Here is a 17438-nt window from a genome sequence, read left to right on the forward strand (position 1 = left end):
CCTTTCCGCATTCTGGAGCACCCGATGAAGCTGCGTATCCTCACGCTCGGCCTGGCCTCCGCCATGCTCGCCGCCTGCAGCGGTGGCAACGGCGGCGCGCAGGACAGCCAGGTCCTGAACGTCTACAACTACAGCGATTACATCGCCGAGGACACCATCCCGACCTTCGAGAAGGAGAGCGGCATCAAGGTGACCTACGATGTGTTCGACAGTGATGAGATGGTCGAGACCAAGCTGCTGGCCGGCAACAGTGGCTACGACGTGGTGGTGCCGACGCTGAACTTCTTCGGTCGTCAGATCCAGGCCGGCGTGTTCCTGCCGCTGGACAAGAGCAAGATTCCGAACCTGGCCAATCTCGATCCGGCGGTGATGAAGCGCATCGCCACCCAGGACCCGGGCAACCAGTACGGCGTGCCGTACATGATCGGCACCACCGGCATCGGCTACAACGTGGAGATGCTGAAGCAGCGCTTTGGCGGCAGCACCGATATCGCCAACAGCTGGGACCTGGTGTTCAAGCCGGAGAACATCAGCAAGATGAAGGACTGCGGCGTGACCATCCTGGACACGCCGGCGGACATGATTCCGATCGCGCTGCATTACCTGGGTCTGGACCCGCACAGCGGTGACCCGGCCGAGCTGCAGAAGGCGGCCGACCTGCTGAAGTCGATCCGCCCCTACGTGCAGAATTTCCACTCCTCTCAGTACGTGGGGTCGCTGGCCAATGGCGGCACCTGCCTGGTGGTCGGCTGGTCGGGTGACATCATCCAGGCCCGCGACCGCGCCGAGGAAGCCAGCAATGGCGTGCACGTGGCCTATTCGATCCCGAAGGAAGGCGCCCCGCAGTGGTTCGACATGCTGGCGATCCCGAAGGATGCCAAGCATCCGGAAGCCGCTTACGCGTTCATCAACTATCTGCTGCAGCCGAAGGTTGCCGCAGCCAACACCAACTTCATCCACTACGCCAACCCGGTGCCGACCGCGACCCCGCTGGTGGATGAGGCGATCCGTACCGACCCGACCATCTACCCGCCGGCCGACGTGGCCGAGAAGATGTTCACCTATTCGATCAACACGCCGGAGACCGACAAGCTCTACACCCGGCTGTGGACCGAGGTGAAGACCGGCCGCTAAGCCGGTCTGGCGCCGTCGGGCCTTGCCCGGCGGCTCCCTTTCCCTGCGCCGAAGCCTGTACTCCCGCTTCGGCCAAGGTGCCGCAGGATGGCCGGCAGCAGGTCGCGTGCATCGCGGCCGCCGTTGCACAGGAACGACGAACTCATCCGCTGCAGGTTGTGCATGCCGATGAAGAACAACCCCGGCTGCGGTGAAACACCGAACTCGCCGAGCGGATAGCCGTGTGCATCCAGCGCGCCCTGCACGTCGAGCCAGGGCCATTCGGCGACGAAACCGGTGGCCAGCACCACCGAGCGGATGCCTGCGGCCTGCAGATCCAGCTCGCATGGCGACGGTTCCGGCTCCCAGTGCAGATAGACCTCTTCGGGAATGTAGCGGGCATCGTCGGTGCGCGGTTCGGTCCGCGTGGCGTAGTACGCGCTGGCCAGCGAATCGAGATAGGCATACTCGGCCCGAGTGGCCTCGATCGCGGTGCGCAGCTGCGGACGGACATCTGCGAAGCGGGCGGTGTTTCCACTGAATTCCTGCAACCGGCCCAGCAACCTGATGCCTGCGCGGTGCATCGCCAGCAGGCTGATCGAGCTGCCCAGGCCGCCGCTTCCCTTGCCCGAGATCAGCGGAAACTCCGCAGTGCGGGCCTTGCGCAGCGCATCCGGTTCTCCGGCCAGTACGGCGGCCGCTTCACTCACATGCTGGTGGATGCGCCCGGCCATGTCCCACCAGGTCATCGAGTCCTTGCCGCGCAGCCGGCGGGTGTGCGAATGGCGCTGGGCCAGTGACCAGTACACGCTGCGACCGCTGTCGCGCAGGTCCTGGGCGATCTGCGCGCCCGACTGCCCACCCCCGATGACCAGCACCGCGCCATCGGGCAGCTGACGGGCACTGCGGTAGTCGCCCGAGTGCAGCACGGTGAGGCCTGGCGCGGGTGCGAAGGGGACCCGGGGCATCCGCGCGCGGCGGTATTCACCGGTGGCGACCACCACTGCGCGGGCATGGATCGGCCCCTGACTGCTGTCGATGGCATAGCCACCGGACTCAGGCCCAACCCGATGTACCACGCATCCCTCGTTGATCGGCAAGGAGCGCTCGTGGGCATACGCGCGGAGCCGCCGGATCACCTCCGGGGCACCCATGAAGCCCTCCGGGTCATCGCCGGCATAGGCATGACCGTGCAGGGCCATCGTCGCATTGGCGGTATTGGTCTGGAACGACTCCCAGCGTCGCTGCCAGCTGGCGCCCACGGTTTCGGCTTCCAGCACGCGATGCGCGACGCCGGCCTCCTGCAGGAGCGCGCTGAGGGACAACCCGGCCTGGCCGGCGCCGATGATGACCAGTGGCAGCCTTGCAGGCAGGGAGCCCGGCAGGCGGGGCGGGAAGGGGGAGGGGCTGTCCGGGGAAATCACCAGTGTGGGTCCATGCAAGGCCTTGATCCGGGCCATTGCGCGGGCAATGGCCGAGGCCTTCAACAGATCCGGTTCTGAAAAACGTTGTAGATCGGGCCAACGCCGGTGGCGCCTGGCCGGGACGGCCGCAGGATGGTCCAGGGGAGCCGGGGCCTTCGAGTGGACAGGCCACCATGGCGGGGGAAAACCGACACCCCTCGGGGCCCCGGGGCCGCCCACCGGCCGCTTCCACCTGCTCCCGTCATATCCCCTGCGGCCCCCGGCCGTTAGAATGACCGCCGCTGTCCACCGCCCGCTCCCGGAGCCCCCATGCCCGTTGAAGCCCAGCCGGTAGCCGCCGTCGTCGACACGACCGGTGCGCCCGGCTATCTCTCCATTCGTGACCTGCGCAAGGAATTCGATGGTTTCGTCGCCGTCGACGACGTCAATCTGGACGTGCGCAAGGGCGAGATATTTGCCCTGCTCGGTGGCTCCGGCAGTGGCAAGTCGACCCTGCTGCGCTGCCTGGGCGGCTTCGAGACGCCCACCAAGGGCAGCATCACCGTTGATGGCCAGCGCCTGGACGCGCTGCCGCCGTACCAGCGGCCGGTCAACATGATGTTCCAGTCCTATGCCCTGTTCCCGCACATGACGGTTGAACAGAACATCGCCTTCGGCCTAAAGCAGGATGGCCTGGGCAAGGATGCGATCAGCAAGCGCGTCGGCGAGATGCTCGACCTGGTGCAGATGGGCCACCTGGGCAAGCGCAAGCCGCACCAGCTGTCCGGTGGCCAGCAGCAGCGCGTGGCGCTGGCGCGGTCGCTGGCCAAGGGGCCGAAGCTGCTGCTGCTGGACGAGCCGATGGGCGCGCTGGACAAGAAGCTGCGCTCGCAGATGCAGCTGGAACTGGTCAGCATCATCGAATCGTCGGGCGTGACCTGCGTGATGGTTACCCACGACCAGGAGGAAGCGATGACCATGGCCACCCGCATCGCGGTGATGGATGCCGGCTGGATCCAGCAGGTCGGCAAGCCCGACGAGGTCTACGAGCAGCCGGCCAACCGCTTCGTCGCCGAGTTCATCGGTTCGGTCAACCTGTTCGACGGGGTGATCGACGAGGACCTGCCCGAGTACGTCACCGTGCGCTCGCCGCTGTTCCCGGCGCCGATCTACATCGCCCATGGCATCACCGGCTATGAAGGGCAGCCGGTCGCGTTCGCGCTGCGCCCGGAGAAGGTGATGATCGGCAAGGAAGAGCCGGAAGGGCACACCAACAAGGCACAGGGCGTGATCGAGGACATCGCCTATTTCGGCAGCCACTCGGTCTACCACGTGCGCTTGCCCAGCGGCGCCAAGGTGCTGGCCAACTTCGCCAACTCGCAGCGCTGGGCCAGTGATGGCCTCACCTGGGGCGACGAGGTGTGGGTGCACTGGCGCGACAACGACGGCGTGGTGCTGACCTCATGAGCACGGCCGGCCTGAAGCGCTGGCTGCCGGGGCTGCGTGCCACGGTGATCGGCATTCCGTACCTGTGGCTGCTGCTGTTCTTCGCAGTGCCGTTCCTGATCGTGCTGATGATCAGCTTCTCGCTCAGCCGGGTCGGCTCGCCGCCGTACACCTGGCTGCTGCAGTACGCCGACGGCGGCTTCTCGCTGAAGCTGAACCTGGAAAACTACCTGGCGCTGTTCCGCGATTCGATCTATGCGCAGGCCTTCCTGAGCTCGATCAAGATCGCAGCGATCTCGACCTTCCTGACCCTGCTGATCGGCTACCCGATGGCCTATGCCATCGCCCGCCTGTCACCGGCCGCGCGCAACGTGGCGATGATGCTGGTGGTGCTGCCGTCGTGGACCTCGTTCCTGATCCGCGTGTATGCGTGGAAGGCGATCCTGGACCGCAACGGCCTGCTCGACCAGTTCCTGCAGTTCACCGGCCTGCAGTCGCTGATGACGTCGATGGGCCTGCCGAAACTGCAGCTGATCGACACCCCGACCGCCGCCTACATCGGCATCGTCTACTGCTACCTGCCGTTCATGGTGCTGCCGCTGTACGCCAACCTCGTCAAGCACGACCACCGCCTGCTGGAAGCGGCCTACGACCTCGGTGCCAAGCCGTGGCAGGCGTTCCTGCGCATCACCCTGCCGTTGTCGAAGGCGGGCATCATCGCCGGCTGCATGCTGGTGATGATTCCGGCCATCGGTGAATTCGTGATCCCGGAAATGCTGGGCGGCTCGGAGACGCTGATGGTCGGCCGCCAGCTGTGGAACGAGTTCTTCAACAACCGTAACTGGCCGGGCGCCTCGGCGATGGCGGTGGCAATGATCCTGTTGCTGCTGGTCCCGATCCTGCTGTTCAACCGTTCCCAGCAGCGCCTGCTGGAAGGGAAGCAGGCATGAGCCCGCGTACCGCCAGGGGCCTGGGGCTGGGCGTGCTGCTGCTCGGCTTCGCCTTCCTGTACCTGCCGATCCTGCTGTTGATGTTCTATTCGTTCAACAGCTCGCGGCTGGCGATGGTCTGGGCCGGGTTCTCCACCCGCGCCTACAGCGATCTGTTCGCCGACCGCGCGCTGATGGAGGCGATGTGGACCAGCCTGGTGGTGGCGTTCTGGACCGCCTGCACGGCCACCGTGCTGGGCACGCTGGCGGCGATGGTGATGACCCGCTTCAAGCGCTTCCGCGGCAAGCCGCTGTTTGGCGCGCTGGTCACCGCACCGCTGGTGATGCCGGATGTGATCCTCGGCTTCTCGCTGATGGCGCTGCTGGCTTCGATGGGTACGATTCCCGGGTTCCCGGCGCGTGGCTTGACCACCATCTGGATCGCGCACGTCACCTTCACACTGTGCTTCGTCACCGTGGTGGTGTCCTCGCGCCTGCAGGAGATGGACCTGTCGCTGGAAGAAGCCGCGATGGACCTGGGCGCGAGCCGGCTGACCGTGTTCGGCCGCATCACCCTGCCGATCATCGCGCCGGCGCTGGTGGCAGGCTGGCTGCTGGCGTTCACGCTGTCGCTGGATGATGTGGTGGTGGCCAGCTTCGTCGCCACGCCGGGCTCGACCACGCTGCCGATGAAGGTGTTCGCTTCGGTGCGCATGGGCATCAGCCCGAAGATCAACGCACTGGCCACGCTGCTGGTGTCGGCGGTGTCGATCGCCGCGGTGATCGGCTGGTACATCAATGCGCGTGCGGAGAAGCGGCGCCAGCGCGATCTGCAGCTGGCGCGGCAGGACAACGGCTGAGCACACGGCCTGTCGACAGCGCCGGCAACACCCGGCTCACGGACAGCGGCGCACAATGGGGGTCTTCCAGATGGAGATCCCCCATGACCGTCGAGATCATCAACCCGGCCACCGGCCAGGTGACCTACCGCCATGAACTGATGGGTGCAGCCGACATCGAGCAGCGCCTGCAGGCCGCTGCCGATGCCTTCCCCGGCTGGGCTGATCACTCGCTGCAGGACCGCGGCGCCATCCTTCGCCAGATTGCCGCGCAGCTGCGCGCCCGTCGCGATGACCTGCAGCAGGCGATGACCCACGAGATGGGCAAGCTCAAGGCTGAGGCGCTGGCCGAGGTCGACAAGTGCGCGGCCGCCTGCGAGTACTACGCCGACCACGCGGCCGACTACCTGAAGCCGCAGCTGATCGACACCGAAGCCCAGCGCAGCTATGTGCGCTACGAGCCGATCGGCTGCGTGTTCGCGGTGATGCCGTGGAATTTCCCGATCTGGCAGGTGTTCCGTTTTTTGGCCCCGGCGTTCATGGCTGGCAACGTGGCCGTGCTCAAGCACGCCAGCAACGTGCCGCAGTGCGCCGACCTGATCCTGGCGGTGTGCCGTGACGGCGGCCTGCCCGATGGCGTGTTCGATGTACTGCACATCGACAACGACCAGGCCGCCGAGGTGCTGCGCGACGCACGGGTGAAGGCGGTGACGCTGACCGGCAGCGAGCGGGCAGGGCGCTCGATCGCTTCCAATGCCGGCAGCCAGCTGAAGAAGACGGTGATGGAGCTCGGCGGCAGCGATGCCTTCGTGGTGCTTGACGATGCCGACCTCGACAAGACCGTGGCCGCGGCAGTGAAGTCACGTTTCGACAACAGCGGGCAGACCTGCATCGCGGCCAAGCGCTTCATCGTGGTCGATGCGGTGGCCGATGAATTCACCCGCCGCTTTGTCGAAGCGGCGGGTGAGCGCCAGTATGGCGACCCTGACGAGCGCAGTACCACGCTGGCGCCGATGGCGCGTGCCGACCTGCGCGACGAACTGCACAAGCAGGTGCAGGCCAGCGTGGCCAAGGGCGCGCGGGTGCTGGTGGGTGGTGAGCCGATTGCGGGCACGCACGCCGGCTATCCGGCCACCGTGCTCGACCAGGTCGGCCCTGGCATGCCGGCGTATGACGAGGAATTGTTCGGCCCGGTAGCTGCGGTGATCCGTGTCGCTGACGAGGCCGAGGCACTGCGCGTGGCCAACGACACCCGCTTCGGCCTGGGCGGCAGCGTGTGGACGCGCGACCCGGTGCGCGGTGAACGTTTCGCCCAGCGCATGGAATGCGGTGCGGCGTTCGTCAACGCCATCGTCAAGAGCGACGCGCGGTTGCCGTTCGGTGGCAGCAAGCAGTCCGGTTTCGGTCGCGAACTGGCCGACCACGGCATCCATGAGTTCATGAACATCAAGACCGTCTACGTGGCTTGATGGATCATCCAATGCGCCACGACCAACGGTCGTGGCCCACCGGTCTGGTGGGTATCGACCGTTGGTCGATATGTCCCCGGTTTTGTGGGTATCGACCGTTGGTCGATACGATCTACAACCACTTCGCGCGCTTGAACAGCCGGTACAAGCCCACGCACACACCGCCCACGCCAACGATCATCAACGGGTAGGACCACGGTTCGCTCAGCTCGGGCATGTGGCTGAAGTTCATGCCGTACCAGCTGGTGATCAGCGTCGGCGCCGCCAGCAGCGCCGCCCACGCACCCAGCCGCTTGACCGTCTCGCCCTGCGCCAGCGTCACCAGTGACAGGTTCACGCTCAGTGCGGTGCCCAGCATCTCGCGTAGGGTGTCGATCACATCGCTGATGCGTACCGCGTGGTCGTGCACGTCGCGGATGTACAGCTTCACTTCGTCGGGAATCAGTTCGCCCTGGTAGCGGCGCAGCTGTGCCAGCACGTCCTGCAGCGGCGCCACCGCCATCCGCATCTTGTTCAGTTCGCGCTTGAGCTCGTACAGCCGCACCACCGTGCTGCGCTTGTAGGTGTCGGCGAAGATGTCCTTTTCCAGCAGGTCCAGGGTGTCGCGGAAGCGGTGCACGATGGGCAGGTAGTTGTCGACCACGAAGTCGGTCACCGCATACAGGCAGTACGACGGGCCCATTTTCAGCAGCTGGGGCTCGCGCTCGACCCGCGCGCGTACCGGGGCGTAGGACAGCGAAGCGCCATGGCGCACCGTCACCAGAAAGCGTGGGCCGAGGAAGGCGTGGGTTTCGCCGTACTGGATGCGCTCGTCGACCATCTGCGCGGTCGTCACCACCACGAACATCGAATTGCCGTAGGTCTCGACCTTGGGCCGCTGGTGCGCATTGCGCGCATCCTCGATGGCCAGGTCGTGCAGGCAGAACTCCTCCTGCAATTTCAACAGCACATCGTCATTGGGGTCGTACAGGCCGACCCAGACGAAGCCATTGCCACCGGCAATGACATCGCTGATGGCGTCCAGGGTGATGTCGTGGCGTTTGCCCTCGTCATCGTAGTGGACGCAGTTGATGACGCAGGTGGGGTTGGCCGAAGCCGGGGCGGAAGCGGAGGCGGGCAATGACATGCCCGCCATCGTGCGTCAGGGCCGTGTTTCGGACAAGTGAGGACGACGCCCCAGTACCCACGCCAGGGCGACGTGCACCGGCAGCAGCAGCACGATCCACTGCACGTTGTACTGCGCCTGCAGGCTCAGCCAGTGCAGTACCAGCGCGGCCACGGCCTGCACCGCCAGCAGCCACAGCACCACCCTGAACATGCGCCCCGGCACGCGACGGCGCAGCAGGGCGATCGCACCCGGCAGCAGCAGCACCGCCAGCGGCGAAAGCAGCAGCAGGTTACGGTTGGCCCACGCGGCGTAGTGGATGCTGAAGCCCCACAGGAACACCAGCACGCCGCCGAAGAGGGCGCACAGCAGCCAGAACGGCAGCGCCAGCCCGGCCAGCAGGCGCGGACGGCGACGCAGCGCCAGCACGCCGGCGGCGATCACCAGGCCGCACAGCAGCCACGGCCACCAACGGCGCGCGAACTCCTTCGGCTCCGGGGCGATGCGGTGCGGCAGCAGTTCCTGTTCGGACTGCACCAGCGGCCGGCCATCGCTGTTGCGTGCCTGGCGCAGGGCATCGGCCAGGCGCATCGGCACGAACGCCTCCTGCCAGCGCGACAGCGGCTGGTCGGCGAACGGCCCCAGGCCGACGTCGAAGCCCAGCCACATCCACGGCGCCGGCGAGGCCAGGCGCACCGATTCGCTGCGGTAGGTGTTGCCGCGCGAGCGACCGGCAAGCTGCGACTGCAGGCCGCCGCCCAGTGCCTTGTCCACCGTGTCGCGCACCATCGTGGCGCAGTTGGCGGTGTAGTAGTCGTAGTGGTAACGCGCGTTTTCCGGCTTGGCCCGTTCGGCCAGATCGGCGGCCAGGGAGCGGGCCTGGTCCGGGCGCAGGTCCAGCCACTGCACGCTGGCGCCACGGCCGGTCTCGTCGTAGTAGGACAGGTCCTGCTGCAGCGGCAGCGCCACCAGGTAATACATCATGTCGCCGCGCGCGAAGCGGCTGATGAAATCGTCCTCGGACGGATCGAAGTAGCCGAAGTTGTACGAGGTCGCTTCGCCGCTGAGCGGATCGACCACGACGATGGCGTCGTGGCCGAAGCGTTCGAAGAACACCGTGCCGGGCTGCATGGTCACCACGCCGATGCGCGGCGCAGGGGCCTCGGCGCCGGTGCCGGGCGCAGCAGGTGTGGCCGCCGCCGGCTGCGCGAACGCGCCCAGCGGCAGGGCCATGGCCAGCACGTACAGTGCCAGCCATACCATGAGGATCAGGCCGCGGCGCTTCAAGCGTCGTCCTGCGCGTCCGGCGGCAGCACGGTCACGTGGAAGGCCTGCACCCGGCGCGCATCGGCGCGGGCCACGCGGAACATGAAGCGGTCCAGCGCCAGCTCGTCACCGACTTCCGGCAGGTGGCCCACGGCCTCGGTGACCAGGCCACCGATGGTGTCGTAGTCCTCGTCGGAGAAGGTGGCACCGAAGCGTTCGTTGAAGTCGCCGATCGGGGTCAGCGCGTCGACCACGTACTGGCCGTCGGACTGGATCGCGATCTGAGCGGAAGGATCCTCGGCCTCGTCATGCTCGTCATCGATCTCGCCGACGATCTGTTCCAGCACGTCCTCGATGGTGACCAGGCCGGCGACACCGCCGTACTCGTCCACCACGATGGCCATGTGGTTGCGCGACAGGCGGAACTCCTTCAGCAGCACGTTGAGCTTCTTCGCCTCCGGGATCAGTACCGCCGGGCGCAGCAGCTCGCGCACGTTGGCCGGGCCGTTGTCGGCAACCACGCCGCGCAGCAGGTCCTTGGCCAGCAGGATGCCGAGGATGTCGTCCTTGTTTTCGCCGTGCACCGGGAAGCGCGAATGGCCGGATTCGACCACCTGCTTCATCAGTTCCAGGAAGGGCGCTTCGACCGGCAGCGAGACCATCTGCGAGCGCGAGATCATCACGTCGCCCACGGTCAGCTCGGCCACCGAAATGGCGCCTTCCATCATCTTCAGGGTATCGGCGGCGATCAGACCCTCTTCCTGCGCGGTGTGCAGGACAGCGACCAGCTCGTCGCGGGTATGGGGTTCGCCGGAGAAGGCGGAGGTCAGGCGTTCAAGCCAGCCGCGCTTCTTTTCACTGTGCTCCGCAGGGGAGCTACTACTGTCGTCTTCTGACATCTCTGGAAAAAAGGCACCCGGCAGGCCGGGCGTTGGCCCAAGTCTAGCAGGATGTGGCGGCCTGTCAGTGACTGCCGGTGGCCGGGGCAGGGGAGCCCGGGGCTGCCGCTTCCTCGGGCAGGTCCAGGCTGTAGGTGCAGCCGGCCAGGGTCTTGCCCGGGTGGGAGGCCACGGTGGAGACGCTGAGGATGATCGACTCGATCTGGGCCTCGCCGGTCTTCGGGTCGGTCACGTCGCGGCTGACCAGCTCGCGGCCGGCCATGAACTTGCCGTCCTGGTCGTAGCCGGTCTCCAGCGCCAGGCGCTTGGCCAGCGGGCGTGGGTCGGCCTGGTCGAGGACTGCCATGACGCTGGCCCCGGCCACCGCCACCCGCTCGGTGCTCACGCCGAACACGCTGATCGGCTGGGCCAGGCGGTACTCGCTCATGAACTGGTTGCCCTGCGGCAGCGGCTGCAGGCCCTGGGCCACGGCCGCCAGCGGGTCGGCCAGCAACGGCGCCAGCGCAGCCTGGTCGGCCACGCCCTGGCGGCATTCGATCAGCGCCGGCAGGTCCAGGCGGGAAGCGAACGCGGATGGGACCGCAAGGACACACAGCAGAGGCAGGCAGCAGCGCAGTGACACGAGCGGTTTCCGCAGGCAGAGGGGCGCCATCATAGCCCTGGCGAGCGCCGGAGCGGTGCCACCAGACGGCGCGCGAAACCCATCATCAGGAACCGCACGACCATGAAGGACAAGGTGAGCACGACCGACGTCATGGCGATCTGCATGGCTTCCCCTGCGGCACGCACCACTGCCGGCCACAGGCCTGGACCTGTCAGCCACGGCATCAGGTCGTCCGCCGCCTTGCCGCTTGCTTTCAGGTAGATCAGGGCCAGCACGAACAGCACCAGCAGCGAGGTCCGGCTGGCATGGAAGAACGGCAGCGCGTTGACCGGGCGGCCCAGGTGCCGGTGCACCAGCATCCGCCACAACACCGGCAGAGTCAGCGCACCCGCCAGTACCAGGATCATCGACGCCCCCCACAGTGCGGGGGTATGGGCCGGTTCCCGTTCGCCATTGAGATGCGGGCCGATCAGGCCGATCACCGCGCCGGTCAGCAGGCAGAGGGGCGACAGCAGGGCCAGGCTGCGCAGCAGCCAATGCCTGCCGCTGGGGTCGCGGGCGCTGATGCGGCGCACGGCATAGGCGCCAAGCGCCAGCAGCACGGCGAAAAGACCCACGCCGAGCGTAAACATCATCGAGCCGTTGTCCGAGGTCATCCTTGGTTTCCTTGCGCCCCATGCCTGGCGGCGAACAATAGCGCAGCGCGCGGACCGGCGCCCGCAGGCCACGTTGGTCAGGGGGATCGCCGCTGCGATGTCGCCGGATACCAGCGCAGCCTGACCGGGTAGCCCAGTTGCACCTGCAGGTGGTCGCGCACGGTCGCCGCCGTTGCGCGGTTGGCTGGGGTATCCCGGAGTTCCACCTCCAGCTCCCCGGTCTTGACATCCAGGCTATAGCCGAACTGGTCGGGCAGCTGGGCGAGCAGCCCGTCCTGCTGAGCATGCAGGCGGCGCTCCATCTCCGCTTCGGTCATCGCGGCGCCGGTGATGTAGTGCACACGTTGCGGGCCATCCGCCCCTGGGTGTGTCTCATCGGCCTCGGGTGCGGCGCCTGTCAGTCGCACCACAACGTTCCAGCCCCTCGCATTGTCCACCCAGATGCCGGCCAGGCGGGCCGCGTGCCGCGCTTCCAGGCGGTCGATCAGCGCCCGTTGCTGGGCGGTGGCGACGGTATTGCGGGTGTCGCGCTCGTTGCTGCCAAAGAACGCCCGTAGTTCGGCGATCTTTGCGGCGATGTCGGCCTCGCTGTCACTGGTGGGGAACGGTGACGGACGGTCAGGATCGGGCATCAGGCCAGCCCCGGACTGCAGTAGCGCGGCAAGCACAAGTGCGGGCAGGGACATGCTGCGCTCCTCTTCCGTGAGTGCGTGGGCTCGGAACAGAGCCCGGTGTCAGCGCTCGCCCGCGTATGGGTCGTCGATGCCCAGCTCGGCCAGGATCTCCCGTTCCAGCTGCTCCATCGCCTCGGCTTCCTTGTCGTCCTCGTGGTCCCAGCCGAGCAGGTGCAGCACGCCGTGCACGGTCAGGTGCGCGTAGTGGGCGTTGAGCGCCTTGCCCTGTTCGTCGGCCTCGCGTGCCACCACCGGTGCACAGATCACCAGGTCACCCAGCAGCGGGAACTTGACGCCCTTGGGCAGGCCTTCGGGTACTTCGGCCGGGAAGCTGAGCACATTGGTCGCGTAGTCCTTGCCGCGGTAGTGGCGGTTCAATGACTGTCCTTCCTTGGCATCGACCACGCGGATGGCCAGATCGGCCTCGCGGATGCGGCCCTTCAACGCGGCGGCCACCCACTTGCGGAAGCTGACTGCCGCCGGCAGGCCGGCACGTGGCAGGGCATAACTGACGGCGACGTCCAGTCGCACGGGACCACGGGTCATGGAGTTGCTCCAGGTTGGATCTGATGCAGGTCGCGGCGGTCGTAGGCGCTGACGATGCGTGCGACCAGCGGGTGGCGGACCACGTCACGGGATTCGAAGAAGGTGAAGCTGACCCCCTCGACCTCACGCAGCACGTCGATGGCGTCGCGCAGGCCGGACTTCACATGCTTGGGCAGGTCGGTCTGGGTCAGGTCACCGGTGACCACCGCAGTGGAGCCGTAACCCAGGCGGGTCAGGAACATCTTCATCTGCTCGATGGTGGTGTTCTGTGCTTCGTCCAGGATCACGAACGCATCGTTGAGCGTGCGGCCGCGCATGTAGGCCAGCGGTGCGATCTCGATGACGTTCTTCTCCAGCAGCTTGACCACCTTCTCCACGCCCATCATCTCGTACAGGGCGTCGTACAGCGGTCGCAGGTAGGGGTCGACCTTCTGGCTCAGGTCGCCGGGCAGGAAGCCCAGCTTCTCGCCGGCCTCCACCGCCGGGCGCACCAGGATCAGGCGCTGCACCCGCGATTCGTTCAGTGCTTCGACCGCGCTGGCCACGGCCAGGAAGGTCTTGCCGGTACCGGCCGGACCGATGCCGAAGTTGATGTCATGCGTGGCGATCTGGTGCAGGTAGCGGCCCTGGTTGGCACCGCGACCGCGCACCGTACCGCGCTTGACCTTGATCGCCACCTCCTGCGCTTCGTAGGAGCGTTCGGCGATCTGCTCGACGTTGGCCTGCGCCAGGCGCAGGTGGATGGCGTGGTTGTCGAAGGTGGTTTCGCCGGCTTCGGCGTACAGCGCTTCAACCAGTTTCTGCGCCTCGACGATGGCTTCGTTCGGCCCGCTGATGCGGAACACGAAGCCACGATTTGCGATCTCCACGCCGAGCTTCAGCTCGATCTGGCGCAGGTGCCCGTCGAAGGGGCCGCACAGGTTGGCCAGTCGCTCGTTGTCTTCCGGCGACAGGGTGAAGTCTCGATGATCGATGCTTTTCATTGCTTGGGGTGGGGCGGACGCCTTCCACCGCAGTGTATTCAGGGAGGACAAGGGTAGCGCGCGTGCGGGGTGCACGGCCAGCAGACGGTCGATACAGCGTTTTCCACACCCGGTGTGGACGGGGCGCGCGGAAACCTGTGGATAGACCTTTGCAATGCTTGTGCCACAAGGCCCATGAGGTCCTGGTGAAAAAAGCGTCATGGCCGTTCGTCGCTGCGGCAGCACTGCCACAGGTGGCCTGCACGGGGGCATTCATCGTGATGGCAGTGCAGGTTTCGTTGCCGGGCGAGCAACAAAGCCACGTCCTGGCGGATTTCCACAGCGGTTGTGGAATGATGCCGAATCAACCTGTGGATAGGTGGTGCGGAGCCTTGCGGCAAAAGGCTTGCCCACGTGTGGTGAAAAAACCGTCAGGGCTGATCGGAATCATTGAGGATGCACGGGGCACATGGCACCGTGTCGCCGTCGCAGGAGGGGATGGCATGGGCATCGGCAACGGGATGCGTGGGATCGGACTGGCGGGCATCGGCCTGCTTGCGGGGTGCGGGCAGTCAGCGCCGACTGCACTGGGCACGCTGGAATGGGACCGGATCACGGTGCCGGCGCCGGCGGCCGAAGTCATCGCCACGGTGGAGGTGCGCGAGGGCCAGCAGGTCAAGGCCGGGGCTGTGCTGATGCAGCTGGACCCGGCGCGGGGAGACGCGCAGTTCGCCGCAGCACAGGCTGATACGGCGCGTGCGCAGGCGCAGCTGGAAGAACTGCAGATCGGCCCACGCCAGGAGCAGATCGCGCAGGCCCAGGCGCAACTGGCCGCGTTGCGCGCACAGGCTGCCGAAGCAAGTGCCTATTACCGCCGGGTCCAGCCGTTGGCACAGCAGCGCTTGATTGCCGCCGCTGAACTGGATCGTGCACGCGCCGCCGCCGGCAATGCCGAGGCCAGCGCGCGTGCTGCCGAGCAGGCCTGGCTGGAGCGGGTGCACGGCAGCCGTGTGCAGGATATCGCCCAGGGCCAGGCGGCCGCGGATGCCGCACAGGCACAGCAGGTGGTGCAGGGCGTCAACCTGCAGAAGCTGCAACTGCGCGCACCGCGCGACGGCGTGGTCGATGCCTTGCCTTACCGGCAGGGGGACCAGGCGCCGGTCGGCGCGCCGCTGGCGGTGATGCTGGTCGGCGAGCGCCCCTATGCACGCGTCTACCTGCCGCAACCGCTGCGCCTGCAGGTCAAGGTCGGACAGGCCGCGCAGATACAGCTGGAGGGAGGCAGCACGGTGCTGACGGGGCGCGTGCGTGCGATCCGCAGTGAGCCGTCGTTCACGCCGTACTACGCACTGACCGGTGATGACGTCGAGCGCCTGAGCTATCTGGCCGAGATCGAAGTGGACGGGAACAGCGACATGCAGAAGCTGCCAGCGGGCCTTCCGGTACAGGTGCGCTTCTGAACACCGGTGCGGACATCGCGGTGCACGCGCAGGGCCTGACCCGCCGCTTCGGCGATCTGCTGGCCGTGGACCATGTCGACCTGACCGTGCCGCGTGGCCAGGTCTATGGCTTCCTGGGGCCGAACGGGTCGGGCAAGTCGACCACCATCCGCATGCTGTGCGGCCTGCTGGAACCGAGTGCCGGGCAGATCGAGGTGCTGGGCCTGGCGGTTCCCGAGCAGGCCGAAGCACTGCGCCGGCGCATCGGCTACATGACCCAGCGCTTCTCGTTGTATGAAGATCTTTCGGTACGCGAGAACCTGGAATTCCTCGCCGCCATCCAGGATCTGCCACGCGCGCAGGCCCGGCAGCGGGTCGACGAACTGCTGCAGCAGTATCGTCTTCTGGACAGGCAGCCGCAGCTGGCCGGCACCCTCAGTGGTGGCCAGAAGCAGCGCCTGGCGCTGGCCGGCGCTGTCGTGCACGCTCCGGAGCTGCTGTTCCTGGACGAGCCGACCAGCGCAGTCGATCCGGAATCGCGCCGCGATTTCTGGGAGGCCCTGTTCGAACTGGCCGATGCGGGCACCACCGTGCTGGTCTCGACCCACTACATGGACGAGGCCGAGCGCTGCCACCGCCTGGCGATCCTTGATCGTGGCGCGCTGGTGGCCGACGGCACGCCGGCCGAACTGTGCGCACGGCTGGAAGGGCGCACGCTGCAGGTCACCGCGTCGCAGCCGCGCCTGGCCAGCCGCGCACTGGCCGATCTGCCCGGCGTGCTCAGCGTGGCGCAGATCGGCACCCATCTGCGCGTGCTGTGCAATGAGGGAGCGGCGGACATCGCAGTGCTGGGCCGTGCGCTGGCCAGTGCTGACCCGCAGGCCAGCATCGAGAAGGTGGCACCGAACCTGGAAGACGTGTTCGTGGCCGCCACCCGTGGTCGTGGCCGGGAGCCGGCGGAATGAACCTGCGCAGGCTGTGGGCGATCATGCTCAAGGAACTGCGGCAGCTACGGCGCGACCGCATCACGCTGGCGATGATCGTCGGCATTCCGGTGATGCAGCTGCTGCTGTTCGGCTATGCGATCAATCTCAACCTGCGTCACCTCGACGCCGGTGTCGCCGATCAGGCCAACAGTGCCGCCTCGCGCGCGCTGGTGCAGGACATGGTCGCCACCGGCGTGATCACGCCGCGCAGCGAGGCGTACACGCCCGACCAGCTGATGCAGGCGCTGCGCCGTGGCGAGATCAGTGTCGGCATCGTGGTGCCGGCCGACTTCGAGCGTCGCCGCTTCGACGGTAGCGAAGCAGTGCAGGTGCTGGTCGATGGCAGCGACACCGTGGTGCAGAGCGCAGCGATCCAGCTGGCGCAGGTGCCGCTGGACACGCGTCCGACCAGCAACACGCGTCCCCTGCGCGAAGGCAGCATCGCCAGTGGTCCTATCAGCGTGACCAGCTTCTACAACCCGCAGCGGCGCTCGGCGGTGAACATCGTGCCGGGCCTGATCGGGGTGATCCTGACCATGACCCTGGTGATGTTCACGGCCGTGGCGGTGGTGCGCGAACGCGAGCGCGGCAACATGGAGCTGCTGATCGCCACGCCGGTGTCGCGCAGCGAACTGATGGTGGGCAAGGTGCTGCCTTATGCAGCGATTGGCCTGCTGCAGACCACGCTGGTGCTGGTGCTGGGCACCTGGCTGTTCCAGGTGCCGATCCGCGGCAGCCTGCTGGACATCTACCTGGCCGCAGTACTGCTGGTGCTGGCCAACCTCGCACTGGGCCTGCTGATATCCACGCGCGCGCGCTCGCAGTTCCAGGCGATGCAGATGACGTTGTTCCTGTTCCTGCCGTCGATCCTGCTGTCGGGCTTCATGTTCCCGTTTGCGGGCATGCCGCGGCCGGTGCAATGGCTGGCGGAAGTGCTGCCGCTGACCCACTTCCTGCGGCTGGTGCGCGGCATCATGCTGCGCGGCGCCTCGCTGTGGGAGCTGTGGCACGACGCGCTGGCGCTGCTGGCCTTCATCGTGGTGATGATGACGCTGGCGATCCTGCGTTTCCGCAAACGATTGGATTAAGGCATGCCGACCCA

17 protein-coding genes are annotated in these 17438 nt (G+C 66.9%); 8 read left to right on the forward strand and 9 right to left on the reverse strand.

What is annotated here, in order from left to right; genetic code table 11:
- The first annotated feature begins 24 nt into the window (after positions 1 to 24).
- Positions 25 to 1134 carry a polyamine ABC transporter substrate-binding protein gene (locus N5D20_RS19905; RefSeq protein ID WP_004151739.1) on the forward strand — a complete coding sequence of 370 codons (1110 nt, stop codon included), beginning with the start codon at positions 25 to 27 and terminating at the stop codon, positions 1132 to 1134.
- Here N5D20_RS19905 and N5D20_RS19910 read toward each other — a convergent pair.
- On the reverse strand, positions 1131 to 2573 hold the full coding sequence (locus N5D20_RS19910; RefSeq protein ID WP_197579508.1) for an NAD(P)-binding domain-containing protein: 1443 nt from the start codon (positions 2571 to 2573) through the stop codon (positions 1131 to 1133). The two genes, N5D20_RS19905 and N5D20_RS19910, sit on opposite strands and share 4 nt — an antisense overlap.
- A gap of 273 nt (positions 2574 to 2846) precedes the next feature.
- Between N5D20_RS19910 and potA the strand changes: the two genes are divergently transcribed.
- The 4 genes from potA to N5D20_RS19930 all read left to right on the forward strand — a co-directional run bounded on the left by potA (position 2847) and on the right by N5D20_RS19930 (position 7199).
- Positions 2847 to 3983 (forward strand): polyamine ABC transporter ATP-binding protein, encoded by a 1137-nt coding sequence (gene potA / locus N5D20_RS19915; RefSeq protein ID WP_197579509.1) that lies wholly within the window; start codon positions 2847 to 2849, stop codon positions 3981 to 3983.
- Positions 3980 to 4912: an ABC transporter permease subunit gene (locus N5D20_RS19920; protein ID WP_197579510.1), complete on the forward strand. Its 933-nt coding sequence runs from the start codon at positions 3980 to 3982 to the stop codon at positions 4910 to 4912. Before potA ends, N5D20_RS19920 begins: the two co-directional genes overlap by 4 nt.
- Positions 4909 to 5751: an ABC transporter permease subunit gene (locus N5D20_RS19925; RefSeq protein ID WP_197579511.1), complete on the forward strand. Its 843-nt coding sequence runs from the start codon at positions 4909 to 4911 to the stop codon at positions 5749 to 5751. Before N5D20_RS19920 ends, N5D20_RS19925 begins: the two co-directional genes overlap by 4 nt.
- Positions 5752 to 5834: 83 nt before the next feature.
- A complete protein-coding gene (locus N5D20_RS19930) occupies positions 5835 to 7199 on the forward strand; it encodes an NAD-dependent succinate-semialdehyde dehydrogenase (protein WP_197579512.1) in 1365 nt (454 codons plus the stop codon).
- Between the two features lie 112 nt (positions 7200 to 7311).
- Here the strand turns inward: N5D20_RS19930 and N5D20_RS19935 are convergent, their stop codons facing one another.
- The 8 genes from N5D20_RS19935 to N5D20_RS19970 form a co-directional block, all read right to left on the reverse strand.
- Entirely contained in the window at positions 7312 to 8334 is a 1023-nt protein-coding gene (locus N5D20_RS19935; protein ID WP_197579513.1) for a magnesium and cobalt transport protein CorA, read from the reverse strand.
- A gap of 6 nt (positions 8335 to 8340) precedes the next feature.
- Positions 8341 to 9591, reverse strand: a complete 1251-nt coding sequence (locus N5D20_RS19940; protein ID WP_197579514.1) for a DUF4105 domain-containing protein — start codon at positions 9589 to 9591, stop codon at positions 8341 to 8343.
- Entirely contained in the window at positions 9588 to 10469 is an 882-nt protein-coding gene (locus N5D20_RS19945) for a transporter associated domain-containing protein (protein ID WP_005408827.1), read from the reverse strand. The genes N5D20_RS19940 and N5D20_RS19945 overlap by 4 nt, the downstream gene beginning before the upstream one ends.
- A 64-nt stretch (positions 10470 to 10533) precedes the next feature.
- Entirely contained in the window at positions 10534 to 11121 is a 588-nt protein-coding gene (locus tag N5D20_RS19950) for a hypothetical protein (RefSeq protein ID WP_053443804.1), read from the reverse strand.
- Positions 11121 to 11729 carry a hypothetical protein gene (locus N5D20_RS19955; RefSeq protein WP_049482916.1) on the reverse strand — a complete coding sequence of 203 codons (609 nt, stop codon included), beginning with the start codon at positions 11727 to 11729 and terminating at the stop codon, positions 11121 to 11123. Before N5D20_RS19955 ends, N5D20_RS19950 begins: the two co-directional genes overlap by 1 nt.
- Before the next feature lie 77 nt (positions 11730 to 11806).
- On the reverse strand, positions 11807 to 12415 hold the full coding sequence (locus tag N5D20_RS19960) for a hypothetical protein (protein ID WP_197579515.1): 609 nt from the start codon (positions 12413 to 12415) through the stop codon (positions 11807 to 11809).
- 48 nt (positions 12416 to 12463) lie between these two features.
- A complete protein-coding gene (gene ybeY / locus N5D20_RS19965; RefSeq protein ID WP_005408831.1) occupies positions 12464 to 12949 on the reverse strand; it encodes an rRNA maturation RNase YbeY in 486 nt (161 codons plus the stop codon).
- Positions 12946 to 13932 (reverse strand): PhoH family protein, encoded by a 987-nt coding sequence (locus N5D20_RS19970; RefSeq protein WP_019337148.1) that lies wholly within the window; start codon positions 13930 to 13932, stop codon positions 12946 to 12948. Before N5D20_RS19970 ends, ybeY begins: the two co-directional genes overlap by 4 nt.
- Positions 13933 to 14414: 482 nt before the next feature.
- On the opposite strand from N5D20_RS19970, the gene N5D20_RS19975 reads away from it, so the two are divergent.
- The 3 genes from N5D20_RS19975 to N5D20_RS19985 are packed head-to-tail and all read left to right on the forward strand — an operon-like array spanning position 14415 to position 17424.
- Complete coding sequence (locus N5D20_RS19975) at positions 14415 to 15371, forward strand: HlyD family efflux transporter periplasmic adaptor subunit (protein ID WP_197579516.1); 957 nt, start codon at positions 14415 to 14417, stop codon at positions 15369 to 15371.
- A gap of 20 nt (positions 15372 to 15391) precedes the next feature.
- The gene (locus tag N5D20_RS19980) at positions 15392 to 16315 is read left to right on the forward strand and encodes an ABC transporter ATP-binding protein (RefSeq protein ID WP_043400443.1); all 924 of its coding nucleotides are present in this window, start codon (positions 15392 to 15394) and stop codon (positions 16313 to 16315) included.
- On the forward strand, positions 16312 to 17424 hold the full coding sequence (locus N5D20_RS19985) for an ABC transporter permease (protein ID WP_197579517.1): 1113 nt from the start codon (positions 16312 to 16314) through the stop codon (positions 17422 to 17424). The genes N5D20_RS19980 and N5D20_RS19985 overlap by 4 nt, the downstream gene beginning before the upstream one ends.
- Positions 17425 to 17438: the final 14 nt, after the last annotated feature.

The sequence above is a fragment of the Stenotrophomonas sp. GD03877 genome (assembly GCF_029840555.1).
Lineage (GTDB): Bacteria > Pseudomonadota > Gammaproteobacteria > Xanthomonadales > Xanthomonadaceae > Stenotrophomonas > Stenotrophomonas geniculata.

Excerpts from the sequence above, each read along its gene's own strand:
- N5D20_RS19905 (WP_004151739.1), top strand. The coding sequence starts at position 25 with ATGAAGCTGCGTATCCTCACGCTCGGCCTGGCCTCCGCCATGCTCGCC.
- N5D20_RS19910 (WP_197579508.1), bottom strand. The coding sequence starts at position 2,573 with ATGGCCCGGATCAAGGCCTTGCATGGACCCACACTGGTGATTTCCCCG.
- potA (WP_197579509.1), top strand. The coding sequence starts at position 2,847 with ATGCCCGTTGAAGCCCAGCCGGTAGCCGCCGTCGTCGACACGACCGGT.
- N5D20_RS19920 (WP_197579510.1), top strand. The coding sequence starts at position 3,980 with ATGAGCACGGCCGGCCTGAAGCGCTGGCTGCCGGGGCTGCGTGCCACG.
- N5D20_RS19925 (WP_197579511.1), top strand. The coding sequence starts at position 4,909 with ATGAGCCCGCGTACCGCCAGGGGCCTGGGGCTGGGCGTGCTGCTGCTC.
- N5D20_RS19930 (WP_197579512.1), top strand. The coding sequence starts at position 5,835 with ATGACCGTCGAGATCATCAACCCGGCCACCGGCCAGGTGACCTACCGC.
- N5D20_RS19935 (WP_197579513.1), bottom strand. The coding sequence starts at position 8,334 with ATGGCGGGCATGTCATTGCCCGCCTCCGCTTCCGCCCCGGCTTCGGCC.
- N5D20_RS19945 (WP_005408827.1), bottom strand. The coding sequence starts at position 10,469 with ATGTCAGAAGACGACAGTAGTAGCTCCCCTGCGGAGCACAGTGAAAAG.
- N5D20_RS19950 (WP_053443804.1), bottom strand. The coding sequence starts at position 11,121 with ATGGCGCCCCTCTGCCTGCGGAAACCGCTCGTGTCACTGCGCTGCTGC.
- N5D20_RS19955 (WP_049482916.1), bottom strand. The coding sequence starts at position 11,729 with ATGACCTCGGACAACGGCTCGATGATGTTTACGCTCGGCGTGGGTCTT.
- N5D20_RS19960 (WP_197579515.1), bottom strand. The coding sequence starts at position 12,415 with ATGTCCCTGCCCGCACTTGTGCTTGCCGCGCTACTGCAGTCCGGGGCT.
- ybeY (WP_005408831.1), bottom strand. The coding sequence starts at position 12,949 with ATGACCCGTGGTCCCGTGCGACTGGACGTCGCCGTCAGTTATGCCCTG.
- N5D20_RS19970 (WP_019337148.1), bottom strand. The coding sequence starts at position 13,932 with ATGAAAAGCATCGATCATCGAGACTTCACCCTGTCGCCGGAAGACAAC.
- N5D20_RS19975 (WP_197579516.1), top strand. The coding sequence starts at position 14,415 with ATGGGCATCGGCAACGGGATGCGTGGGATCGGACTGGCGGGCATCGGC.
- N5D20_RS19985 (WP_197579517.1), top strand. The coding sequence starts at position 16,312 with ATGAACCTGCGCAGGCTGTGGGCGATCATGCTCAAGGAACTGCGGCAG.